Genomic DNA, 21,013 nt, shown 5'->3' with positions numbered 1-21,013 from the left:
CGAGGTTCACGATCCTCGTGCACGCCGCCCGGTACGACGCATCGGGCCGCCCGGGGGTTGTCTCAGGAACCCCACGAGTCTCCCCACGGTTCACCGATCAGGCCACCACGCCGGCCCGGAGCGTGCGGACACGACGACGCCGGGACCACCCGTGGTGGCCCCGGCGTCGCTCACACCGCGTGGGATCCGTGTCCGTCAGAACGGCTTGAAGTCGTCGAACTCCCGCGACGCCTCGTCCCGCTCGGCCTGCCGGTCGCGCCGGCGCTGCGCGGCGGGCCGGGGCTCCTCGAAGCGGTGGTCCTCGCCACGGCGGCCCAGCATCTCCGCGCCCGCCGTCAGCGTCGGCTCCCAGTCGAAGACGACCGCGTTGTCCTCGGGGCCGATGGCGACGCCGTCACCGGAACGGGCGCCGGCCTTCACCAGTTCCTCTTCCACACCGAGGCGGTTCAGCCGGTCCGCGAGGTAGCCCACGGCCTCGTCGTTGTTGAAGTCGGTCTGCCGCACCCAGCGCTCGGGCTTCTCGCCGCGCACCCGGAACAGCGGCTCGCCGCCGGCCTCCTCGCGGGTCACGGTGAACCCGGCGTCGTCGACGGCCTTCGGCCGGATCACGATCCGCGTCGCCTCTTCCTTCGGCTTCGCGGCCCGTGCCTGGCCCACCAGCTCGGCCAGCGCGAACGACAGCTCCTTCAGCCCGGTGTGGGCGACGGCGGACACCTCGAAGACCGTGTAGCCACGGGCCTCCAGGTCCGGCCGCACCATCTCGGCGAGGTCCTTGCCGTCCGGTACGTCGATCTTGTTCAGGACGACGATCCGCGGACGGTTGTCGAGGCCGCCGTACTCGCGCAGCTCCGCCTCGATGATGTCCAGGTCGGAGACGGGGTCGCGATCCGACTCCAGCGTCGCGGTGTCCAGGACGTGCACGAGCACGCTGCACCGCTCGACGTGGCGCAGGAACTCCAGGCCCAGGCCCTTGCCCTGGCTGGCGCCCGGGATCAGACCGGGGACGTCGGCGATGGTGTAGACGGTCGAACCGGCCGTCACCACACCGAGGTTGGGCACCAGCGTGGTGAACGGGTAGTCGGCGATCTTCGGCTTGGCGGCGCTCAGCACCGAGATCAGCGAGGACTTGCCCGCGCTCGGGTAGCCGACCAGCGCCACGTCGGCGACGGTCTTCAGCTCCAGCACGATGTCCTGCAGGTCGCCGGGCTCGCCGAGCAGCGCGAAGCCGGGCGCCTTGCGCCGGGCCGAGGCCAGCGCGGCGTTGCCGAGGCCGCCCCGGCCGCCCTGCGCGGCGACGAAGGACGTGCCGTGCCCGACCAGGTCGGCGAGGACGTTTCCTGCCTTGTCCAGCACCACCGTGCCGTCCGGCACCGGCAGGATCAGGTCCTGGCCGTCCTTGCCGGAGCGGTTGCCGCCCTCACCGGGCTTGCCGTTGGTGGCCTTGCGGTGCGGTGAGTGGTGGTAGTCGAGCAGCGTGGTGACCGACTGGTCGACGGTGAGGATCACGTCGCCGCCGCGCCCGCCGTTGCCGCCGTCGGGTCCGCCGAGCGGCTTGAACTTCTCACGGTGGACGGAGGCACAGCCGTGGCCTCCGTTACCCGCGGCGACATGCAGTTCGACGCGGTCCACGAAGGTGGTCATGGTCAGTGCCTCCAGAAAGTACGGGATGTCTCTTCGATAACACGCGAAAGGCGGACCCGCCTTCCCGACCGGGAAGTGAGGTCCGCCTCGCGAAACGTTCGGTCGAAGCCCTGCGCGCAGGGCCGTGAGTCAGAGGACTCAGGCGACCGGGACGATGTTCACGACCTTGCGGCCACGGCTGGAGCCGAACTCCACCGCACCGGCCTGCAGCGCGAACAACGTGTCGTCGCCGCCACGGCCGACGCCCGCACCGGGGTGGAAGTGGGTGCCGCGCTGGCGGACCAGGATCTCACCCGCGTTGACGACCTGACCGCCGAAGCGCTTCACGCCGAGCCGCTGGGCGTTCGAGTCGCGACCGTTCCGGGTGGACGATGCGCCCTTCTTGTGTGCCATGTCTCCTCAGTCCCTTACTTCGCAGCCGCGGGGATCTCAGTGACCTTGATCGCCGTGTACTGCTGGCGGTGGCCCTGACGACGGCGGTAGCCGGTCTTGTTCTTGTAGCGCAGAATGTCGATCTTCTGCCCCTTGTGGTGGTCCACGACCTCGGCCTGGACCTTGATGCCGGCCAGCACCCACGGGTCGCTGGTCACAGCGTCGCCGTCGACAACGAGCAGGGTCGAGAGCTCGACCGTGTCGCCAACCTTGGCGGTGGAAATCTTGTCAACCTCAACGATGTCGCCGACAGCAACCTTGTGCTGGCGACCACCGCTGCGCACGATGGCGTACACGCGGATCTCACTCTCTCGCTCGGGAACGGCACCCCCGCAGTCCAGCCGCCCGGCACGCGGACGGCCTCTCCGAAGCACCCGGTGCGTCGGAGGACGAGGTTTACGGGGATGTGGCGCGTCCTATATCCACGGACACACCGAGGGTCAAGGTTACGGGGCCGCTGCCGAGGGGGTCAAACCGGGCCCGGCCCCGAACGGGTGCGGCCGGTCACAGGGACCGGCCGCACTCGTGTCACACGGGACGCGTCACTCGTCGGTGGTGGCGGAGACCGTGGTCTTCTTCGCCGTCGACTTGGCCGCGGCCGTCTTGGCGGTCTTGGCCACCTTCTTGGCCGTGGCCTTCTTGGCGACCGTCTTCTTCGCCGCCGTCTTCTTGGCCGCGGCCTTCTTCGCGGTGGCCTTCTTGGCCGTCTTACGGGCCGTCTTCTTGGCCGGAGCGGCCTCCTCGGCGCCCTCGGCGTCCTCGTCGGCCGCCGGTGCCTCGTCGGCGGCGGGGACGACCACGACGGCCGCCTCCTCCGACGCGGTCGGCGCGGTGGCCTTGCGCACGGCACGGCGGCGCGGGCGGGCCGGGGCGGCGCTCTCCGCGACCGGCTCGGCGGGCGCCTCGGCCTGCTCGGCCGGGGCCGCCTCGGCGACCGGCTCCGCGACCGGCTCGGGCGCCGTCTCGGCGACCGTCACGACGGCGGCCTCGGCCCCCGCGGGGGACCCGGCGGGCGCCGACACCTTGCGGGTGGCGCGGCGACGCGTCCGTCCCTTGGGCGCGGCGTCGTCGGCGGCGGGCGCCTCGGTGGCGGGCTCCTCCGCGGCGGGCGCGGCCGGCACGACCGCGTCCTCCATGGCCGCCGGCTCGGCGGTCGCCTCGGCGGCCGGCTCCGGCTGGACCGGACGGGCGATCTCCTCGGCGACGGTCACGTCCTGGGCGGTGGGAACCGCCTCGGCCCTCCTCGGCGCACCGGCCGGGGCCGACGCCCGCCGGCCCCCGCGGCGCCGGGAGCGCCCGCCGCGCGCGGCGGCCTCCGCCTCGGCGACGCTGCTGTACAGCTCCTCGTCGGGCGCGAACGCGGGCTCCGCGAGCGCGGCCGGCTCGGCGACCTCGGCGGCGACCTCGGCCTCCGTCTCCGCCTCCTCCTCGGCCGTCTCGGCCGGCTCGGTGACGACGGACGCCTCGTGCACGTGCTCGGGACCGGCGCCGGCCCGCGCGCGCTTCTTGCGCTTGCTCGCGCCGCCACCGACGGACGTGGGCTGATCCATGTGCACGATGACACCGCGGCCGTTGCAGTGGACGCAGGTCTCGGAGAAGGACTCCAGCAGGCCCTGGCCGACCCGCTTGCGGGTCATCTGGACCAGGCCGAGCGAGGTCACCTCCGCCACCTGGTGCTTCGTACGGTCCCGGCCCAGGCACTCCAGCAGGCGCCGCAGCACCAGGTCCCGGTTGGACTCCAGCACCATGTCGATGAAGTCGATGACGATGATGCCGCCGAGGTCGCGCAGCCGCAGCTGGCGCACGATCTCCTCGGCCGCCTCCAGGTTGTTCCGGGTGACGGTCTCCTCGAGGTTGCCGCCCTGGCCGGTGAACTTGCCGGTGTTGACGTCGACCACGACCATCGCCTCGGTCCGGTCGATCACCAGCGAGCCGCCGCTGGGCAGCCAGACCTTGCGGTCCAGCGCCTTGGCGAGCTGCTCGTCGATCCGGTACGTGGCGAAGACGTCGACCTCGCTGGTCCACTTCTGGAGCCGCTCGGACAGGTCGGGCGCCACGTGCGAGACATAGCCGTGGATGGTCTCCCACGCCTCGTCACCGCTGACGACGACCTTGGAGAAGTCCTCGTTGAAGATGTCCCGGACGACCCGGACGGTCATGTCCGGCTCGCCGTAGAGCAGCGTCGGGGCGTTGCCGCTCTTGGCCTTCTTCTGGATCTCCTCCCACTGCTGCTGGAGCCGTTCGACGTCACGGCGCAGCTCGTCCTCGCTCGCGCCCTCGGCGGCGGTGCGCACGATGACGCCCGCGTCCTCGGGGACGATCTTCTTGAGGATGGTCTTCAGCCGGGCCCGCTCGGTGTCGGGCAGCTTGCGGCTGATACCGGTCATCGAGCCCTCGGGCACGTACACGAGGTAGCGGCCCGGCAGGGAGACCTGGCTGGTCAGACGGGCGCCCTTGTGCCCGATCGGGTCCTTCGTCACCTGGACGAGGACCGACTGGCCGGACTTCAGGGCGGACTCGATGCGGCGCGGCCCGTTGGCCATGCCGAGCGCCTCGAAGTTGACCTCACCGGCGTAGAGCACGGCGTTGCGGCCCTTGCCGATGTCGATGAAGGCGGCCTCCATCGACGGCAGCACGTTCTGGACCTTGCCCAGGTAGACGTTGCCGACGTACGACGTCGACTGCTCCTTGTTGACGTAGTGCTCGACGAGCACGTTGTCCTCGAGGACGCCGATCTGGGTGCGGTCGCCGTGCTGACGGACGACCATCACGCGCTCGACGGCCTCGCGGCGGGCCAGGAACTCGGCCTCGGTGATGATCGGCACGCGGCGGCGGCCCTGCTCGCGGCCCTCGCGGCGGCGCTGCTTCTTCGCCTCCAGACGCGTGGAGCCCTTGATGGACTGCACCTCGTCGGACGGCTCGGACTTCGGCCGGGGCTCGCGGACCTTGACGACGGTGCGCTCGGGGTCGCCGTCGCCCGGCTCGGTGTCCACGGAGGTGTCGCCGGCGCGACGGCGCCTGCGGCGGCGCCGGCGGCTGCTGGTGGAGCCGGAGCCCGCGGAGTCGTCGTACGCCTCCTCGGCGTCCTCCTCCTCCTGCTCGGCGGTGTCCTCGGCGTCCTGCTCGGCCTGCGCGGCGGCGGTCTCCTCGGTGTCGGAGTCGCTGCCGTCGGCGTCCGGCTCCCCGGAGTCACCACGACGGCGGCGACGGCCACCGCGGCGGCGGCGCCGGCGCGAACCGGTCTCCTCGGACTCGTCGCCGTCGGCGGAGTCCTCGGCGCCGTCCTCGGTGTCGTCGGCCTCGTCCTCGGCGGCGGGCTCGACGGGCTGCGGCTCGGCCTCCTCGCCGCGGCGGCGGCGACGGCGGCGCGGAGCGGCGGGCTGCTCCTCGCGGAGCTCCTCGTCGTCCTCCGTCTCCACCTCGGCGGCGGCCTCGGCGGCGGCGCGCTGCGGCGTCTGGAACTGCGGCTCGGTGAACACGGGCGCCTGGAAGACGGCCACGGCGGGCCGCGACGGACGCGGCGCCTCCTCGGACGCCTCACCGGCGGACCGCGCGGGCTCGGCGAAGCCGGTGGCGGCACGCCGGACGGCGCGGCGACGGCGGCGCGGAGCGGCGTCGTCCTCGGCGGCGGCGACCGCGGTCGCGGCGGGGCTCTCGGTCTCGATACCCGGGGTCAGCGGAGTCTCGGCGGTCACCGGCGTCCCCACCGCGGTCTCCTCGGAGACCTCCTCGGCGGCGGCCGGGGCGGCCGTACGGCGGGTGGCGCGGCGGCGCGTGCGGCGCGGGGCGGCCTCGTCCTCGGACGCGGCGGCCTCGGTGCTCTCACCCGACTCGGCGGGCATCTCGGCCCGGGCGGGCTCCTGCTCGGTCACCGGCGCCTCGTCGGCCGGGGCGGCCTGAACGGCTTCCGGCGCGGCGGAACTGCGGGTGGCGCGACGGCGCGTACGGCGCGGGGCGGCCTCGGGGGCCTCCTCGACCGCGGCGGCCTCGGAGGTCTCGGCGTCGCTCTCGGTGGGCTTGATGTCCTCGGTCTCCTGCGCGGGAGCGGGGGCGGCGGCGGGCGCGGTCACCCGGCGGGTCGCACGGCGCCGCGTGCGCGGCGGGGCCGGCTCCTCGGACACCTCGGCGGCGGCCGGGGCGGGCTCGGCGGCGACCGGCTCGGCGACCGTGGCGGGCACCACGGTCTCGGCGGCGGCCTCGGCCGCCGGCGAACCGGTGGGCGCGGACGCACGGCGCACCGCACGCCGGCGCGTACGGGCCGGCGGCGCGGGCTCGGGGGTCTCCTCGGCCTCGGTGGCGACGTCGGCCTCGACGGCCTCGACGTCGTCCTTCTCCTCGTCGACCTGGTCGGCCTCGGCGGCCGGTATGGCCGGCTCGACCACCTCCGCGGGCTGCGTCCCGGCGGCGGCGGGCGGTCCCGCCGGCCGGGAGGCGGCACGGCGCCGGCGGCGCGGCGGCAGGGTGTCGCTCGGAGTGTTCAGTTCGGAGTCCGTGGCGGACTCTGTGGGTTCGGTCGGCTCAAGCATGCGGGCGTTTCTCCCGTCAGGCTCCCGGGCGCCGCGCCTGGTCCGGCGGTGTGCCGGTGACGTCCGCGGCTCGCGCGATGCGCGACTGCCGCCGTCCGGGGCGCGGGCGCCGCACGGGAGCTCTCTGTGTCCTGTCTCGCCGGTTCCGTACGCCTCATGCGCACGGCCTGGCGAAAGTCTTCTGGTCGGTGCGCTGCCCGACCCAGGTGGCTCCCGAGTACGAGGGCGGCGCTTCGACGTCCGTCCCTATGCGGAACTTCCTTACGCCGACGCCGTCGCGGCGGCAGCGGTCCCGGCCTCGGTTGGGGCCGTCGCTGCCTCGCGGTCGGGCGCGAGCGGGTCGGTCACCGTGCCGGTCTCTTCATCGAGCAGCCCCTGCGCCAGCCTGGTCACCGCTGCGGGGACCGGCGGCGCCAGGTCGGCCACGGCGCGGAGACCGGACAGGACGTCGTCGGGTCGTACGGCAGGCGTCACGTGCCGAACAACCAGCCGCAGTATCGCACAAGGCCGGTCCGTCGGCCTATCGGCCTGGGAACTGTGTGTTTCCGAATTCTGGACGCTCTCGAGATGGGCGACCGCGGGACGGGCGTCGAAAGTGCGTACGCCGTTCTTGGTCATGCGCTGGACCTCGACGGTCTCGGCGGCCTGGAACGCGGCGACCGCTCGCGCGGCGTCGGCCGGCTCCACCCCGTCGAGACGCAACTCCCAGACGGACGCCGTGAGACGGTCGGCGAGCCCGGAGGTCCGGGCCTCGACCGCGTCCACGACATCGAGCCCGGTGGGCAGCGACTCGTCGAGCAGCGCCCTGAGCTGCTGCGGATCCCGCGCCTCGGTGAGCGCGATCTCCAGGTACTCCGCCTCACTGCCCGTGCCGGTGGGTGCGGCATTGGCATACGACACCTTCGGATGCGGCGTGAACCCCGCCGAGTACGCCATGGGCACCTCGGAGCGGCGCAGCGCACGCTCGAAGGCGCGCTGGAAGTCACGGTGGCTGGTGAACCGGAGGCGGCCGCGCTTGGTGTAACGCAGTCGGATGCGCTGCACCGCGGGTGCGGGCGGCGGGCCTTCGGGCTGTCGCTTGCCCAGTGTCGTTCAGTCCTTCGTGAGAGCGGTCGTACTGCTACCAAGAGTACGTGTCTCGTGCGCCGGACGTTCCCGCCGGGCCACCATCTCGCGCCGTTCCGGCTGTCCGAACAGCGTCCGGCGGATGTCGGCGCGCGCCTGCCGGGCGGACGCGCGGACGGAGGCCAGGGCCTGCCGGGCCGCCCGCCCGGCGGCGCGCGCGGCCTCGGCGGCGGGCCGCAGCACGACGTCCCGTACGACGTGTCCGACCGGGGTGAGCACGGTCCGGTACACCCAGCGCACCGGTTCCACGAAGATCCACCGCAAGAGGGTCCCGAGGAAGCGCCCGACGGCGCGCGAGACGCGCCCCGCGACCCGCCAGGCGTGCCCGAGGGCGTCCCGGACCTCCCGCCCGATGACGGCGAGGACCCGCCCGACGGGGGCCAGCACCCAGCGGTACAGGCCCACGGCGGGCAGCACGAACAGCACACGGAGGGTCCAGTACAGGCCGACCCCGATGCCGGTGGCGACGATCCGTACGGTCCAGGCGATCGCGCGCCCCACGGGCGCGAGGATCCACGTGTACAGCCACACGGCGGGCACGACGAGGAGGTACCGCCCCAGCCAGGCCAGCGCCGCGAGGACGCCGAGCCCGGCCGCCGCGAGGACCGCGCCGATCCCCCGCAGGACCCACATGACCGCCCGGCCGACCGGTGTGAGCACGCGCGCGTGGAGCCACGTCAGACCGGCCCCGATCCCCCGGCCCACCCACGCGCACGCGTGGCCGAGCGGAGTGAGCACGTACCGGTACAGCCGGGCCAGGGGCACGACGAGCAGCACGTTCCCCAGCCAGGCGAGTCCCCGGCCGAGAGGCACGAGGAGATACCGCCACAGCGCGACGAACGGCCACACGAACAGTGCCCGCCCCAGCGGGCGCAGCACGACGTCCCTCAGGAAGCGCCCGCCGACGACGAGCGCGTCCCACACCATCCGCACCGGCACGACCAGCAGGAGCACCACGATGCGCACGGGTATGCGGATCGCGACCACCAGGCACCCTTCGGGCTGCCGGCGCGGTGGCGGCGCCTTCTCCAGATCCATACCGGCGTAGACGCGGCGGTGGCCTGGTCGGATGCACTCCGGCGGGAGTGATCTGCCTCCGTGCGTCAACAGGAGGCGGACCGGTCGAAGCCGGTGATGTCGAGCTTGACGCCCCGCGCGGTCCTGAGGGTGGCCGGCGTCTCGCCCTCGGCGGTCTCGGCGGCCCGGGCGGCGGCGGGCGGCAGACCACAGCCGTGCCCACCCCACCACCTCCTCGACAGCTGTCGCCACGCTGGACGGTGAGGCCCCGCTGTCAGTGCCGGTCGGTAGGGTGCGCGCAACGAGTGGGAGGGGGACCCATGGGATTCTCCGGGCATCTGGTCTTCGCACGCAGCAGCCGTCCGCTGCGGAAGAGCCCTGTGTTCGACGGCGCCGAGGGTGCCGTCGACCTGGACGAGCGGCGCGCCGGCGGCTGGCAGACGGTCCAGCTCCGGCAGGGCACCTGGAACGTGGAACGGCTCCCCGCCCTCGTCGACGGGACCGGCGCCCCCGCCTGTGTCGCCGACGTCTCCGACAGCGACCTGGCACTCGTCACCGGGCTGGACACCACCGGCCGGCGCTGGCAGGCGTGGCTGAACCTGGACGCCGTCGCCCGGCTGCTCGTGGAGGAGCCCGCCGACGTGGACGACCCGATCACCTGGCTCTACACACCGGCGTTCCACGAGGCCGTCCGCCGCAAGCGCGCCGAACTCGACCAGGCCGTCCCCGAGGACGCCGAGGGCGCCCTCGCCTGGGCCGAAGCCGCCGGCGTCCACCCCACGGCCGAGCGCTCCGCCGTCGAGGGACTGCTGCGCTCCCAAAAGCCCTTCGCGGAGGACCTGTTCAGGGCCCTGCTGGACACGCTGGGCTTCCCGAGACCCACGAACACCTGACCCCGCACCCGGCCGCGGCGAACTCCACCACGCCGTGCCCCACCTGCCCGTGCGCCGAGCCCCCTCCGGTCCAGGAGGGGGCTCGAGTGGCCGTACGGATGTGGCCGCCCCGGCGGGTCAGTGAGCGTGGCCGCTCGGTGCCGGTGCCGTGTTCTTCACCGTCAGCGGCAGCAGCTTCTTGCCCGTCGGGCCGATCTGGATGTGGGTGTCCATCTGCGGGCAGACGCCGCAGTCGAAGCACGGGGTCCAGCGGCAGTCCTCGACCTCCGTCTCGTCGAGGGCGTCCTGCCAGTCCTCCCAGAGCCATTCCTTGTCGAGGCCGGAGTCCAGGTGGTCCCAGGGCAGGACCTCCTCGTAGGTGCGCTCGCGCGTCGTGTACCAGTCGACGTCCACGCCGTAGGGGGCCAGGGCCTTGTCGGCGCAGGCCATCCAGCGGTCGTAGGAGAAGTGCTCGCGCCAGCCGTCGAAGCGGCCGCCGTCGTCGTAGACCGCGCGGATGACGGCGCCGATGCGGCGGTCGCCGCGGGAGAGCAGGCCCTCGACGATGCCGGGCTTGCCGTCGTGGTAGCGGAAGCCGATGGAGCGGCCGTACTTCTTGTCGCCCCGGATCTTGTCCCGGAGCTTCTCGAGGCGGGCGTCCGTCTCCTCCGCCGAGAGCTGCGGGGCCCACTGGAACGGGGTGTGGGGCTTCGGGACGAAGCCACCGATCGAGACCGTGCAGCGGATGTCGTTCGACTTCGACACCTCGCGGCCCTTGGCGATGACCTTCGTCGCCATGTCGGCGATCTGGAGGACGTCCTCGTCGGTCTCGGTGGGAAGGCCGCACATGAAGTACAGCTTCACCTGGCGCCAGCCGTTGCCGTACGCGGTGGCGACCGTGCGGATCAGGTCGTCCTCGGAGACCATCTTGTTGATGACCTTGCGCATCCGCTCCGAGCCGCCCTCGGGGGCGAAGGTGAGACCGGACCGGCGGCCGTTCCGCGTCAGCTCGTTCGCCAGGTCGACGTTGAAGGCGTCCACGCGGGTGGAGGGCAGCGAGAGGCCGATCTTGTCGTCCTCGTATCGGTCGGCCAGGCCCTTGGCGATGTCGCCGATCTCGCTGTGGTCCGCCGAGGAGAGGGACAGCAGGCCGACCTCCTCGAAGCCGGTCGCCTTCAGGCCCTTCTCGACCATGTCGCCGATCCCGGTGATCGAGCGCTCGCGGACCGGGCGGGTGATCATGCCGGCCTGGCAGAAGCGGCAGCCGCGGGTGCAGCCGCGGAAGATCTCCACGGACATGCGCTCGTGGACCGTCTCGGCGAGCGGGACGAGGGGCTGCTTGGGGTACGGCCACTCGTCGAGGTCCATGACCGTGTGCTTGGACACCCGCCACGGGACGCCCGACCTGTTGGGGACCACGCGGGCGATCCGGCCGTCGGGCAGGTACTCGACGTCGTAGAACGCCGGGATGTAGACCCCGCCGGTCTTCGCGAGACGGAGCAGGACCTCCTCGCGGCCGCCGGGCCGGCCCTCCGCCTTCCACTCCCGGACGATCCGGGTCATGTCCAGCACGGCCTGCTCGCCGTCGCCGATGACGGCGGCGTCGATGAAGTCGGCGATCGGCTCGGGGTTGAACGCGGCGTGCCCGCCGGCCAGGACGATCGGGTCGTCGACCGTGCGGTCCTTGGACTCCAGCGGGATGCCCGCGAGGTCCAGGGCGGCCAGCATGTTCGTGTAGCCGAGTTCGGTGGAGAAGGACAGGCCGAACACGTCGAACGCCTTCACCGGCCGGTGGCTGTCCACCGTGAACTGCGGGACGTCGTGCTCCCGCATCAGGGCCTCCAGGTCCGGCCACACGCTGTAGGTGCGCTCGGCGAGGACGCCCTCCTGCTCGTTCAGGACCTCGTAGAGGATCATGACGCCCTGGTTGGGCAGCCCGACCTCGTAGGCGTCGGGGTACATGAGCGCCCAGCGGACGTCGCAGGACTCCCACGGCTTGACCGTGGAGTTGAGTTCTCCGCCGACGTACTGAATCGGCTTCTGCACATGCGGGAGCAGAGCTTCGAGCTGCGGGAACACGGACTCCGCGGCCGCAGCGGTTTCGGCAGACATCTCGCGAACCTTCGTGAGCTGGACTGAACTGACAGGGGTGACCATCTAGCCTAACGCGGCCCCGGGCGCCCCCAGCACGCCCCGAGGGTCACAGGGCGTCCGCCCCGTCCTTGGCGCCGGCCCAGAACGCGGGCAGCTCGGCCTCCACGGCGGCCGCTCGCCGCTCCTCCCGCCCGTACAGCAGTCCGAAGGTGAAGGCGCTGTCGCCGGCGGCGTGCGCGAGCGCGGCCAGCTCGCGCAGGGTCTGGCGGGCCATGACGCTGTCCTGGTGCTCGCCCAGCAGGTTCTGCAGGGCCTTCATGGACTTCACCAGGTCCTTCGCCGGACCGCCGAGGGCCGGCAGGGCCGCCTCCGCCGCGTACCGGGTGCGCTTGGTCTTCTTGCGGGCCTCGTGGATGGCGACGTCGCGCTCGGTTCCGGGCTCCAGCTCCTGCGCCTGCCGCACGAGCGCGGCCACCTTGCCGAAGTCCTTGCGTACGGCCTTGGCGAGCACCTTGCCCGGCTTCTTCCCGGCGGCCTTCAGCAGCGGCGGGTCGGCGAGCACCCCGTCGAGCGCGTCCAGCAGCGCCAGATAGCGGCGGGAGTCGAGGATGCCGATGAGGCGGGCGCTCGCGCCGCCCGGCCGGTTTCCGGCCCAGGTGTTCAGCCGCTCGGCGACGGGCCCGGCGACCAGGGGTGCGGGCACCTCGGCGAGGGCGGCGGAGAGGCGTTCGCTCAGGACCTCCCGGTCCCGGTCCACGCCGAGCTCACCGGCCAGCCATTTGAGCTCGTCGGCGATCGGGTCGGTGACGGTCCGGTCGAGGACCTTGCCGAAGGACTTGAAGGCGCTGCGGGTGCGGCGGGTGGCGACGCGCATGCTGTGGACGGAATCCTCGGCGTCCTGGCGTACCGCCGGGTCGAGGGCGACGATCGTGTCGCGCTGGGTGCGGAGATACGCGAGGACGTGGTCGCCGGCGGTCTGCGACCGCTCCGCGGACGCGGGGGCGAGCTTCCTCGGCGCGGTCTCGGCGAGGGCGCGGGCGAGCTTCGACGGTGACGCCGACGGCCGTACGCCCGCCTTGCGCAGCCGTTTCTCGACCTGGTCGAGCAGGGCCGGGTCGCCGTCGTCCGCCAGTTCCACCTCGATCTCGGTCCACTCGGTCCGGCCGCCCCCTCCGGTGAGCCGCTCGGCCCGTACGGCGTCCACACTGACCTCGGCGAGGACCCGCCCGTCGGCGTCCACGAGGTCACGGGCGTCGCGGTCGGAGCGCAGCCGGATCATCGGCACCAGCTCGGCGTGCCGGACGCGCGAGCGGACCAGGGCGGCGAGGTCGGCGGGAAGGGTGTCGGAGAGCGGGGCCTGGATCTCGTCCCGCACTCCGGGGGCGACGGGGAACTTCAGATGCCAGCCGGCGTCGGAGCCGCCGGTTCTGCGACGGAGGGTGACCGACGCTCCGGCGAGGCGCTCGTCGGTGGTGTCGTAGTAGGTGGCGTCCAGATGCGCGACACCCTTCTCGAGCACGGCCGCGACTCCTGCGACACCGGTCAGGTCGGGCAGGCCGCCGCCGTCGGACTCGTACTTCCGCTCGATCTCGCGCTTGGTGTCCGCCATGAGCCGAATGTAATCGGACTCCGGGGGCGGCGACAGGCCGTGAACCGCGCGGGCGGGCGGTTCACGGCCTGCCCCGGGTGCCGGGGGCCGCTCAGGCCGACATCGGGCGTTGCGCCCGGATGGACTGGAGCAGTCCCACCGCTATCCAGACGGTGAACATCGACGATCCTCCGTAGGACACGAACGGCAGCGGCAGACCGGTGACCGGCATGATCCCGAGGGTCATGCCGACGTTCTCGAACGTCTGGAAGGCGAGCCAGGCCACGATGCCGGCCGCGACGATCGTCCCGTACAGCTCGGTGGTCTCGCGGGCGATACGGCAGGCCCGCCACAGGATGACGCCGAGCAGCAGGATGATCAGTCCGCCGCCGACGAAGCCGAGCTCCTCCCCCGCCACCGTGAAGACGAAGTCGGTCTGCTGCTCCGGGACGAACTGGCCGGTGGTCTGCGAACCGTGGAACAGCCCCGAGCCGGTCAGCCCGCCGGAACCGATCGCGATCCGCGCCTGGTTGGTGTTGTAGCCGACGCCGGCCGGGTCGAGCTCGGGGTTGGCGAAGGCCGCGAAGCGGGCGATCTGGTAGTCGTCCAGGACGCCGAGCTGCCATACGGCGATCGCGCCGGCGGTGCCCGCGCCGATCAGCCCGAAGACCCAGCGGTTGGAGGCGCCGGAGGCGAGGAGCACGCCGAGCACGATCACCACCATGACCATGACGGAGCCGAGGTCGGGCATGAGCATCACGATCAGCATGGGTACGGCGGCCAGGCCCAGTGCCTGCACCACCGTGCGGTGGTCGGGGTACTGCTTGTCGCCCGCGTCGACGCGGGCGGCCAGCAGCATCGCCATGCCCAGGATGATCGTGACCTTGACGAACTCCGAGGGCTGGAGCGAGAAGCCGCCGGGGAGCTTGATCCAGGAGTGGGCGCCGTTGATCGTGGAGCCGAGCGGGGTGAGGACCAGCAGGATCAGGAAGACGGACAGGCCGTAGAGGATGGGCACGGCCGTGCGCAGCGCGCGGTGGCCCAGCCACACGGTCCCGACCATGAGGGCCAGCCCGATCCCGGTGTTCAGCACGTGCCGGATCAGGAAGTAGTACGGGTCGCCCTGGTTGAGCTCGGTGCGGTTGCGGGTCGCCGAGTAGACCAGGACGGCGCCGATCATCGACAGGGCGACACCGGCGAGCAGTATCGGCCAGTCCAGCCGGCGGGCGAGCGAGTCCCGGGCGAACAGGCGGGACCAGCCGACCCGCCGCGGCCCGTAACCGGAGACCTGGAAGCTGTTGGCGCCGGTCATGTGAGCATCCTCCGGCTTCCCCGCCTACGGCTTCTGCGCCCTCGGCGCCGGGTGTCCCGGTTCTCGGGCGTCTGCGTCGACACGGTCCCGGCGAGTTGCTGCGGGTCCGGGTCGGCCTCGTTCTTCTGGGTGGCGCGCTGTTCCTTCGCCGGGTCCTTGGAGACCTTCGGCGAGGTGATGGTGCCGTCGGTGCGGACCTTCGGCAGCTTCTTCTGCGGGGTGGGCAGCAGCGCGTTCTTCTTGTCGATGGTGCCGTCGTCGGAGACGCCGTACAGGGCGTCGTAGATGTTGCGCACGGCCGGGCCGGAGGCGCCCGAACCCGTACCGCCCTGAGAGATCGTCATGACGACCGAGTAGTCCTTGGTGTACGTCGCGAACCACGAGGTGGTCTGCTTGCCGTAGACCTCGGCGGTACCGGTCTTGGCGTGCATCGGGATCTTGTCCTGGGGCCAGCCGACGTCGGCGAACCGCCAGGCGGCGGTACCGCGGGTGGCGACACCGGCGAGGGCGTCGTCCATACGGACGAGCGTCTGACGGTTTATCGGCAGCTTGCCGTGCGGCTTGGGCTTGATCTCCTCGACGGTCTTCCCGTCGGCGCTGACGACGGCCTTGCCGACGGTCGGGTCGTAGAGCGTGCCGCCGTTGGAGATGGCCGCGTAGATCGTGGCCATCTGGATGGGGGTGACGAGGGTGTCGCCCTGGCCGATGGAGTAGTTGACGGAGTCACCCGCGCGCAGCCGGTTGCCTTCGAGGCAGTTCTCGTAGGCGATCTGCTCGGCGTAGGAGCCGCCCTTCTTGCCGTACTTGCACCAGGCGTCCTTGTTGGCCTTCCAGTAGTCCTGCTTCCACTTGCGGTCGGGGACGCGCCCGGTGACCTCGTTGGGCAGGTCGATGCCGGTCTCGGCACCCAGGCCGAACTGGTGGGCCGTCTTGTAGAACCAGTCCTTGGCCTTCTTCTTGGGCTTGGTCCCGCCGTCGCGCTTCCACTCCTGGTGGGAGAGCCGGTAGAAGACGGTGTCGCAGGACACCTCCAGGGCGCGGCCGAGGCTGATGCCGCCGTAGCCCTTGGACTCGAAGTTCTTGAAGACCTGGCCGCCGATGGAGTACGAGCTGGAGCACTCGTAGGGGCCGTCGAAGGAGTAGCCGGCGTTGACCGCGGCGGCGGTCGGGATGACCTTGAAGATCGAGCCGGGTGCCGACTGGCCCTGGATCGCGCGGTTGAGCAGCGGGTAGTTGGAGGACTTGCCCGTCAGCTGCTTGTAGTCCTTCGCGGAGATGCCGCCCACCCAGGCGTTGGGGTCGTAGGTGGGGTTGGAGGCCATGGCGACGATGCGGCCGGTCTTGGCCTCCATGACGACGACCGCGCCCGAGTCGGCCTTGTACGGCTTGTTGGTGTTGCGGTCCCACTCCTTGCGGGCTTGCTTCATCGCCTCGTTCAGCTCGTACTCGGCGACCCGCTGGACGCGGGCGTCGATGCTGGTGACGAGGTTGGCACCGGGCTGCGCCGGGTCCGCCTCGGCCTCGCCGATGACCCGGCCGAGGTTGTCGACCTCGTAGCGGGTGACGCCGGCCTTGCCGCGCAGCGCCCTGTCGTACTGGCGCTCCAGGCCGGAGCGGCCGACCTGGTCGGAGCGCAGGTAGGGCGAGTCGGTGTCCTGGGCCTGCTGGAGCTCGTCGTCGGTGACCGGGGAGAGGTAGCCGAGGACCTGCGCGGTGTTGGCGCCGCCCGGGCCCGGGTACCGGCGCAGAGCCTGGGGCTCGGCGGTGATGCCGGGGAAGTCCTCGGCCCGCTCCCGGATCTGGAGGGCCTGCTTGGGGGTGGCCTCGTCCGTGATGGGGATGGGCTGGTACGGCGAGCCGTTCCAGCAGGGCTGGGGGGTCTTGGCGTCGCAGAGCCGGACCTTCGCCATGACCTCGGCGGGCTTCATGCCCAGCACACCGGCCAGCTTGGTGAGGACGGCCTTGCCGTCGTCCGGCATCTTCAGCAGGTCGGTGCGGGAGGCGGAGACCACGAGCCGGGTCTCGTTGTCCGCGAGGGGCACGCCGCGGGCGTCCAGGATGGAGCCGCGCACGGCGGGCTGGACGACCTGCTGGACGTGGTTGCCCGACGCCTCCTTGGCGTAGGCCTCCCCCTCACGGATCTGGAGGTACCACAGGCGCCCGCCGAGGGTGCCGAGGAGGGAGAGGACGAGGATCTGGATGACGACGAGTCGGATCTGGACGCGGGGCGTCCGGCCGGTCTCGGGAATGTTGCTCACTGCGGCTGTCTCCCCCTCTCAGTGCGTGTGCCGGTACGCGTGGGCCGGTGCGAGGACGGACGTCTGTGCGGATCGTCCGTACGGCTGTGCGTGTACGAGTGTGGAACGTCCCGCCGATGAGCCCGGGTTCCCTCCCGGCTCACCCGTCCGGGTGAACTCCGCTGGCCTCACAGGCGCTTGACCCCCTTGATGCGCCCGGCGCGTGCCGTGCGCGCCCGGACCGTCCTGACCTTCAGGCCGCCCCGCTGGCCGCCGATCCGCAGACCGGTGCCGCCGGAGAGCCAGCCGGAGGAGATGTCGGTCTTCTTCGCCTGGGTGCCGCTCTCGGCGAGCGGGTCGTTCTCGGCGCGGCGGGCCAGCGCCATGATCCCGGGGACGACGAAGGGCGCGAGCAGCAGGTCGTACAGCGCCGCCGTGAACAGGAGGCTGCCGAGGCCGACATGGCGGGCGGCGGTGTCGCCGACGAGCGCGCCGACGCCCGCGTACAGCAGCGTCGTGCCGACCGCGGCGACGACCACGACGACCATGGGCCCGGTGGCCGACCTGAGCTTGCCGTTGTCCGGTTTGAACAGGCCGGCGAGATAGCCGATGACACACAGGACCAGCGCGTAGCGGCCGGCGGCGTGGTCGGCGGGCGGGGCGAGGTCGGCGAGCAGACCCGCGCCGAAGCCGACGAGGGCGCCGCCGACATGGCCGTAGACGAGGGCGAGACCCAGGACCGTCAGGAGCAGCAGATCCGGTACGGCGCCGGGCAGATGGAGCCGGGCGAGGACGCTGACCTGGATGACCAGGGCGACGACGACCAGGGAGGTGGAGAGCAGGATCCGGTTGACGCGCATGAGGGCTCAGCTCCTACTGCTCTTGCTCGTACTGGTACAGGTCGTCGGCGCGGGGCTGCAGGCCCCCGGCCAGGGGCTGTTCCTGGGCGTCGCCCTGCTGCTGTTGCCCGCCGCCGTCCGGCACCTCGGCGCCCGGGGTCACGGTCACCGTGACGGTCGGCGTGGGCTTCGCCTTCGGCTTGGCGGGCAGCACCGTGTCGCGCGGGTCCTTCGTCGGCGCCTGGACGACGACGCCGACGATGTCGAGCTTGGAGAAGCCCACGTACGGCGTGACGTACAGGGTGCGGGTCAGGCCGCCGCCGGACGGGTCGACGCGGGAGACGACACCGACCGGGACGCCGGGGACGAACGGCTTGTCGGCCTGCGAGCCGAAGGTGACGAGCCGGTCGCCCTTCTTCACCTCGGCCTTGCCGTTGAGGAGTTCGACCCGCAGCGGGCGGTCGCCCTGGCCGGAGGCGAAGCCGAGCTCGTCGCTGGACTCCATGCGGGTGCCGACGGTGAAGTCGGGATCGTTGGCGAGCAGGACCGTCGCGGTGTTCGAGCCGACGGTGGTGACGCGGCCGACCAGCCCGTCGCCGTTCAGGACGGTCATGTCGCGCTTGATGCCGTCGTCGGCGCCGACGTCGATGGTGATGGTCCAGGAGAAGCCCTGGGCCGCTCCTATCGCGATGACCTGGGCGCCCTTGATGCCGTACTGGCCCTCGCCCGCGACCTTCAGCATCTTGTCGAGCTGCTTGAGGCGGCTGCGGCTGCGGTCGTCGCTGCCGAGCTTCGCCTTGAGGGCGGCGTTCTCCTGCTCGAGCCGGGCGAGCCGGTCGTGGCGCTCGCCGGAGTCACGGATGGCGGAGACCGCGTTGCCGACCGGGTTCACCGCGGCCGACACACCGTCCTCGACCGGACCGAAGACCCCGGCGGCGGCCTGGCGGGCACCGTCGACCGGGGAGTCCTCACCGCCGCGGATGTCCACCGTGATCAGTGCGAACGCGATGGCGACCAGCAGCACCAGGAGCAGCCGGCTCTCTCGTGTGTCCCTCACGTGCGGCGGCCGTGCCCTTCCTCATTGGAATGTGCGGGGGTTGGGGGGTGTTCAGGTGCGCGGAGGCATATGAGGGAGCTTAAGCCTCCGAATCAACGATCCGCCGCACGAGAGGCGATCATCTCGTACGGCGGAACGAAAGAGTTACGTCATCTGCGCGGCTGGGCGTCGAGCACCTGCTGCAGCGCCTCGAACTCCTCGACGCACTTGCCGGAACCGAGCGCCACGCTGTCCAGCGGGTCCTCGGCGATGTGGATCGGCATGCCCGTCTCGCGGCGCAGCCGCTCGTCGAGTCCGCGCAGCAGGGCGCCGCCGCCGGTCAGAACGATTCCTCGGTCCATGATGTCGCCGGACAGCTCCGGCGGGCACTTGTCGAGGGTCGTCTTGACGGCGTCCACGATGGCGTTGACCGGTTCCTCGATGGCCTTGCGCACTTCGGCAGCGGAGATGACGACGGTCTTCGGCAGCCCGGAGACGAGGTCCCGGCCGCGGATTTCGGTGTGCTCGTCGGAGTCGAGATCGTACGCCGAGCCGATCGTGATCTTGATCTGTTCGGCCGTGCGCTCACCCAGCAGGAGGGAGTACTCCTTCTTGATGTGCTGGATGATCGCGTTGTCCAGCTCGTCGCCCGCGACCCGGATGGACTGGGCGGTGACGATGCCACCGAGGGAGATGACCGCGACCTCCGTCGTGCCGCCGCCGATGTCCACCACCATGTTGCCCGTGGCCTCGTGGACCGGCAGGCCGGAGCCGATGGCCGCGGCCATGGGCTCCTCGATGATGTGCACTTGGCGGGCGCCGGCCTGGGACGACGCCTCGATGACGGCGCGGCGCTCGACGCCGGTGATGCCCGAGGGCACACAGACGACGACCCGCGGACGAGCCAGATACCGCCGCTTGTGGATCTTCAGGATGAAGTAGCGGAGCATCCGCTCGGTGATCTCGAAGTCGGCGATCACGCCGTCCTTCAGCGGCCGCACGGCGACGATGTTGCCCGGCGTGCGCCCGATCATCTTCTTCGCCTCGGCGCCGACCGCGAGGATGCCACCGGTGTTGGTGTTGATCGCGACGACGGACGGCTCGTTGAGTACGATCCCGCGACCCCTGACGTACACCAGCGTGTTGGCGGTCCCGAGGTCGACAGCCATGTCACGGCCGATGAACGACATTGAGTTCCCCATCAGGATTCGTCTGGCCTTCCTGGGAGCGTTTGACGGCTTTTCAGGTCGGCGAAGTGGGTGCTGTGACGTGAAGGCTTCCATCGTAGACGCGCCTGCACGAACACTGCGGGAGGGTCTTCGCCATTGTCAGCAGATGGCGAGGCGCCCCGCTTGTGGAGACGGGCCATCGGGGGCAACCGTTCCCTCGATTGCCCGGCATATGCCGTCGGCGGCAGACTACCCGTGACCGCCCCTCTTCGGGAACGGCAGGGTGGGTCAGGCGCGGCCCGGGAAGAAGATCTTCACCTCGCGCTCGGCGGACTCCTCGGAGTCCGAGGCGTGGATCAGGTTCTCCCGCACGACGACCCCGTAGTCACCGCGGATCGAACCGGGAGCGGCGGCGATCGGGTCGGTCGGGCCGGCCAGCCGGCGCAGCCCCTCGATGACCCGCTCCCCCTCGACGATCAGGGCGACGACCGGCCCTGAGGCCATGAACTCCACCAGCGGCTCGTAGAAGGGCTTGCCCTTGTGCTCGCCGTAGTGCTGCTCCAGCGTGTCCTGGTCCAGGGTGCGCAGCTCCAGCGCCGTGATCTGCCAGCCGGCCTTGCGCTCGATACGGCTGATGATCTCGCCGGTCAGGCCCCGCCGGACGGCGTCGGGCTTGAGCAGGACGAGGGTGCGCTGGGTCACGGGAGGGCTCCTTCTTACTGCTGGTGTGCGGTGGGAAGAGGTTACAGGGCGTGTCCAGCAGCCCGTCACGCAGCGTCAGGTGCGGAGGAGTCCGCCTGCGCGGCGAATCTCGCCTTCGCCTCGTCGACCTTGCGGCCGTAGTGCACGGAGGCCCACCACAGCGCCGCGAAGACCACGCCCAGGAAGAACATCATGGGCACGATGAAGCCGGACGCGATCAGCGCGATCTGCAGGGCCCAGCCGAGCCACACGCCACCGGGGCGGGTCACCAGGCCGCACAGCAGCACGCACAGGAACATCGCGATGCCGCTGACCGTCCACACGGTCGCCATGGACAGGTCCGGTTCCTTCATGGCGACCAGACCGGCGAAGCCGATGACGAAGAACTCACCGATCAGCGTCGAGGAACAGAGCGTACGCATG

The 21,013-nt window shown here is 71.6% G+C and carries 16 protein-coding genes; 1 reads left to right on the top strand and 15 read right to left on the bottom strand.

The window, feature by feature from the left end:
• Nucleotides 1–195: 195 nt before the first annotated feature.
• The 6 genes from obgE to ABZ899_RS01800 form a co-directional block, all read right to left on the bottom strand.
• Nucleotides 196–1,641: a GTPase ObgE gene (obgE, locus tag ABZ899_RS01825; RefSeq protein ID WP_361339274.1), complete on the bottom strand. Its 1,446-nt coding sequence runs from the start codon at nt 1,639–1,641 to the stop codon at nt 196–198.
• 138 nt (nt 1,642–1,779) lie between these two features.
• Entirely contained in the window at nt 1,780–2,034 is a 255-nt protein-coding gene (rpmA, locus tag ABZ899_RS01820; RefSeq protein WP_055620927.1) for a 50S ribosomal protein L27, read from the bottom strand.
• 14 nt (nt 2,035–2,048) lie between these two features.
• Complete coding sequence (gene rplU, locus ABZ899_RS01815; protein WP_004931419.1) at nt 2,049–2,369, bottom strand: 50S ribosomal protein L21; 321 nt, start codon at nt 2,367–2,369, stop codon at nt 2,049–2,051.
• Between the two features lie 246 nt (nt 2,370–2,615).
• Nucleotides 2,616–6,599, bottom strand: coding sequence for an Rne/Rng family ribonuclease (locus ABZ899_RS01810; protein WP_361339271.1), 3,984 nt, complete (start codon nt 6,597–6,599; stop codon nt 2,616–2,618).
• A 261-nt stretch (nt 6,600–6,860) separates the two neighbouring features.
• A complete protein-coding gene (locus ABZ899_RS01805; protein ID WP_361339269.1) occupies nt 6,861–7,643 on the bottom strand; it encodes a TIGR03936 family radical SAM-associated protein in 783 nt (260 codons plus the stop codon).
• A 48-nt stretch (nt 7,644–7,691) separates the two neighbouring features.
• Nucleotides 7,692–8,762, bottom strand: coding sequence for a hypothetical protein (locus ABZ899_RS01800; protein ID WP_361339267.1), 1,071 nt, complete (start codon nt 8,760–8,762; stop codon nt 7,692–7,694).
• A 299-nt stretch (nt 8,763–9,061) separates the two neighbouring features.
• Between ABZ899_RS01800 and ABZ899_RS01795 the strand changes: the two genes are divergently transcribed.
• The gene (locus ABZ899_RS01795; RefSeq protein ID WP_361339265.1) at nt 9,062–9,634 is read left to right on the top strand and encodes a hypothetical protein; all 573 of its coding nucleotides are present in this window, start codon (nt 9,062–9,064) and stop codon (nt 9,632–9,634) included.
• A gap of 117 nt (nt 9,635–9,751) precedes the next feature.
• Here the strand turns inward: ABZ899_RS01795 and ABZ899_RS01790 are convergent, their stop codons facing one another.
• The 9 genes from ABZ899_RS01790 to ABZ899_RS01750 form a co-directional block, all read right to left on the bottom strand.
• Complete coding sequence (locus ABZ899_RS01790) at nt 9,752–11,725, bottom strand: TIGR03960 family B12-binding radical SAM protein (RefSeq protein ID WP_361339263.1); 1,974 nt, start codon at nt 11,723–11,725, stop codon at nt 9,752–9,754.
• Nucleotides 11,726–11,813: 88 nt separating this feature from the next.
• Nucleotides 11,814–13,316, bottom strand: coding sequence for a CYTH and CHAD domain-containing protein (locus ABZ899_RS01785; RefSeq protein ID WP_361339260.1), 1,503 nt, complete (start codon nt 13,314–13,316; stop codon nt 11,814–11,816).
• A gap of 91 nt (nt 13,317–13,407) precedes the next feature.
• The gene (gene rodA / locus ABZ899_RS01780; RefSeq protein WP_361339258.1) at nt 13,408–14,607 is read right to left on the bottom strand and encodes a rod shape-determining protein RodA; all 1,200 of its coding nucleotides are present in this window, start codon (nt 14,605–14,607) and stop codon (nt 13,408–13,410) included.
• Nucleotides 14,604–16,865 carry a penicillin-binding protein 2 gene (mrdA, locus tag ABZ899_RS01775; protein WP_361339255.1) on the bottom strand — a complete coding sequence of 754 codons (2,262 nt, stop codon included), beginning with the start codon at nt 16,863–16,865 and terminating at the stop codon, nt 14,604–14,606. The genes rodA and mrdA overlap by 4 nt, the downstream gene beginning before the upstream one ends.
• A gap of 167 nt (nt 16,866–17,032) precedes the next feature.
• Nucleotides 17,033–17,704 carry a rod shape-determining protein MreD gene (mreD, locus tag ABZ899_RS01770; RefSeq protein ID WP_361339252.1) on the bottom strand — a complete coding sequence of 224 codons (672 nt, stop codon included), beginning with the start codon at nt 17,702–17,704 and terminating at the stop codon, nt 17,033–17,035.
• Between the two features lie 13 nt (nt 17,705–17,717).
• A complete protein-coding gene (gene mreC / locus ABZ899_RS01765) occupies nt 17,718–18,740 on the bottom strand; it encodes a rod shape-determining protein MreC (RefSeq protein ID WP_361339250.1) in 1,023 nt (340 codons plus the stop codon).
• Nucleotides 18,741–18,889: 149 nt separating this feature from the next.
• Nucleotides 18,890–19,909 carry a rod shape-determining protein gene (locus ABZ899_RS01760; protein WP_004001297.1) on the bottom strand — a complete coding sequence of 340 codons (1,020 nt, stop codon included), beginning with the start codon at nt 19,907–19,909 and terminating at the stop codon, nt 18,890–18,892.
• A gap of 267 nt (nt 19,910–20,176) precedes the next feature.
• Nucleotides 20,177–20,590 (bottom strand): nucleoside-diphosphate kinase, encoded by a 414-nt coding sequence (gene ndk, locus ABZ899_RS01755; protein WP_361339248.1) that lies wholly within the window; start codon nt 20,588–20,590, stop codon nt 20,177–20,179.
• 65 nt (nt 20,591–20,655) lie between these two features.
• Nucleotides 20,656–21,012 (bottom strand): DUF4233 domain-containing protein, encoded by a 357-nt coding sequence (locus ABZ899_RS01750; RefSeq protein ID WP_361339246.1) that lies wholly within the window; start codon nt 21,010–21,012, stop codon nt 20,656–20,658.
• Nucleotide 21,013 lies beyond the last annotated feature (1 nt).

It is taken from the genome of Streptomyces sp. NPDC046859 (assembly GCF_040645135.1).
In the GTDB taxonomy this organism is placed as follows: Bacteria; Actinomycetota; Actinomycetes; order Streptomycetales; family Streptomycetaceae; genus Streptomyces.
Note: the sequence above shows the minus strand (reverse complement) of the source record. Positions and strands in the feature narration are given on the sequence as shown.

What these genes read in the sequence shown, in the direction of transcription:
- mreD (WP_361339252.1), bottom strand. Translation starts at nt 17,704, where the DNA reads ATGCGCGTCAACCGGATCCTGCTCTCCACCTCCCTGGTCGTCGTCGCC.
- ABZ899_RS01790 (WP_361339263.1), bottom strand. Translation starts at nt 11,725, where the DNA reads ATGTCTGCCGAAACCGCTGCGGCCGCGGAGTCCGTGTTCCCGCAGCTC.
- rodA (WP_361339258.1), bottom strand. Translation starts at nt 14,607, where the DNA reads ATGACCGGCGCCAACAGCTTCCAGGTCTCCGGTTACGGGCCGCGGCGG.
- obgE (WP_361339274.1), bottom strand. Translation starts at nt 1,641, where the DNA reads ATGACCACCTTCGTGGACCGCGTCGAACTGCATGTCGCCGCGGGTAAC.
- ABZ899_RS01785 (WP_361339260.1), bottom strand. Translation starts at nt 13,316, where the DNA reads ATGGCGGACACCAAGCGCGAGATCGAGCGGAAGTACGAGTCCGACGGC.
- ABZ899_RS01795 (WP_361339265.1), top strand. Translation starts at nt 9,062, where the DNA reads ATGGGATTCTCCGGGCATCTGGTCTTCGCACGCAGCAGCCGTCCGCTG.
- ABZ899_RS01750 (WP_361339246.1), bottom strand. Translation starts at nt 21,012, where the DNA reads ATGCGTACGCTCTGTTCCTCGACGCTGATCGGTGAGTTCTTCGTCATC.
- ABZ899_RS01800 (WP_361339267.1), bottom strand. Translation starts at nt 8,762, where the DNA reads ATGGATCTGGAGAAGGCGCCGCCACCGCGCCGGCAGCCCGAAGGGTGC.
- rpmA (WP_055620927.1), bottom strand. Translation starts at nt 2,034, where the DNA reads ATGGCACACAAGAAGGGCGCATCGTCCACCCGGAACGGTCGCGACTCG.
- ABZ899_RS01760 (WP_004001297.1), bottom strand. Translation starts at nt 19,909, where the DNA reads ATGTCGTTCATCGGCCGTGACATGGCTGTCGACCTCGGGACCGCCAAC.
- ABZ899_RS01810 (WP_361339271.1), bottom strand. Translation starts at nt 6,599, where the DNA reads ATGCTTGAGCCGACCGAACCCACAGAGTCCGCCACGGACTCCGAACTG.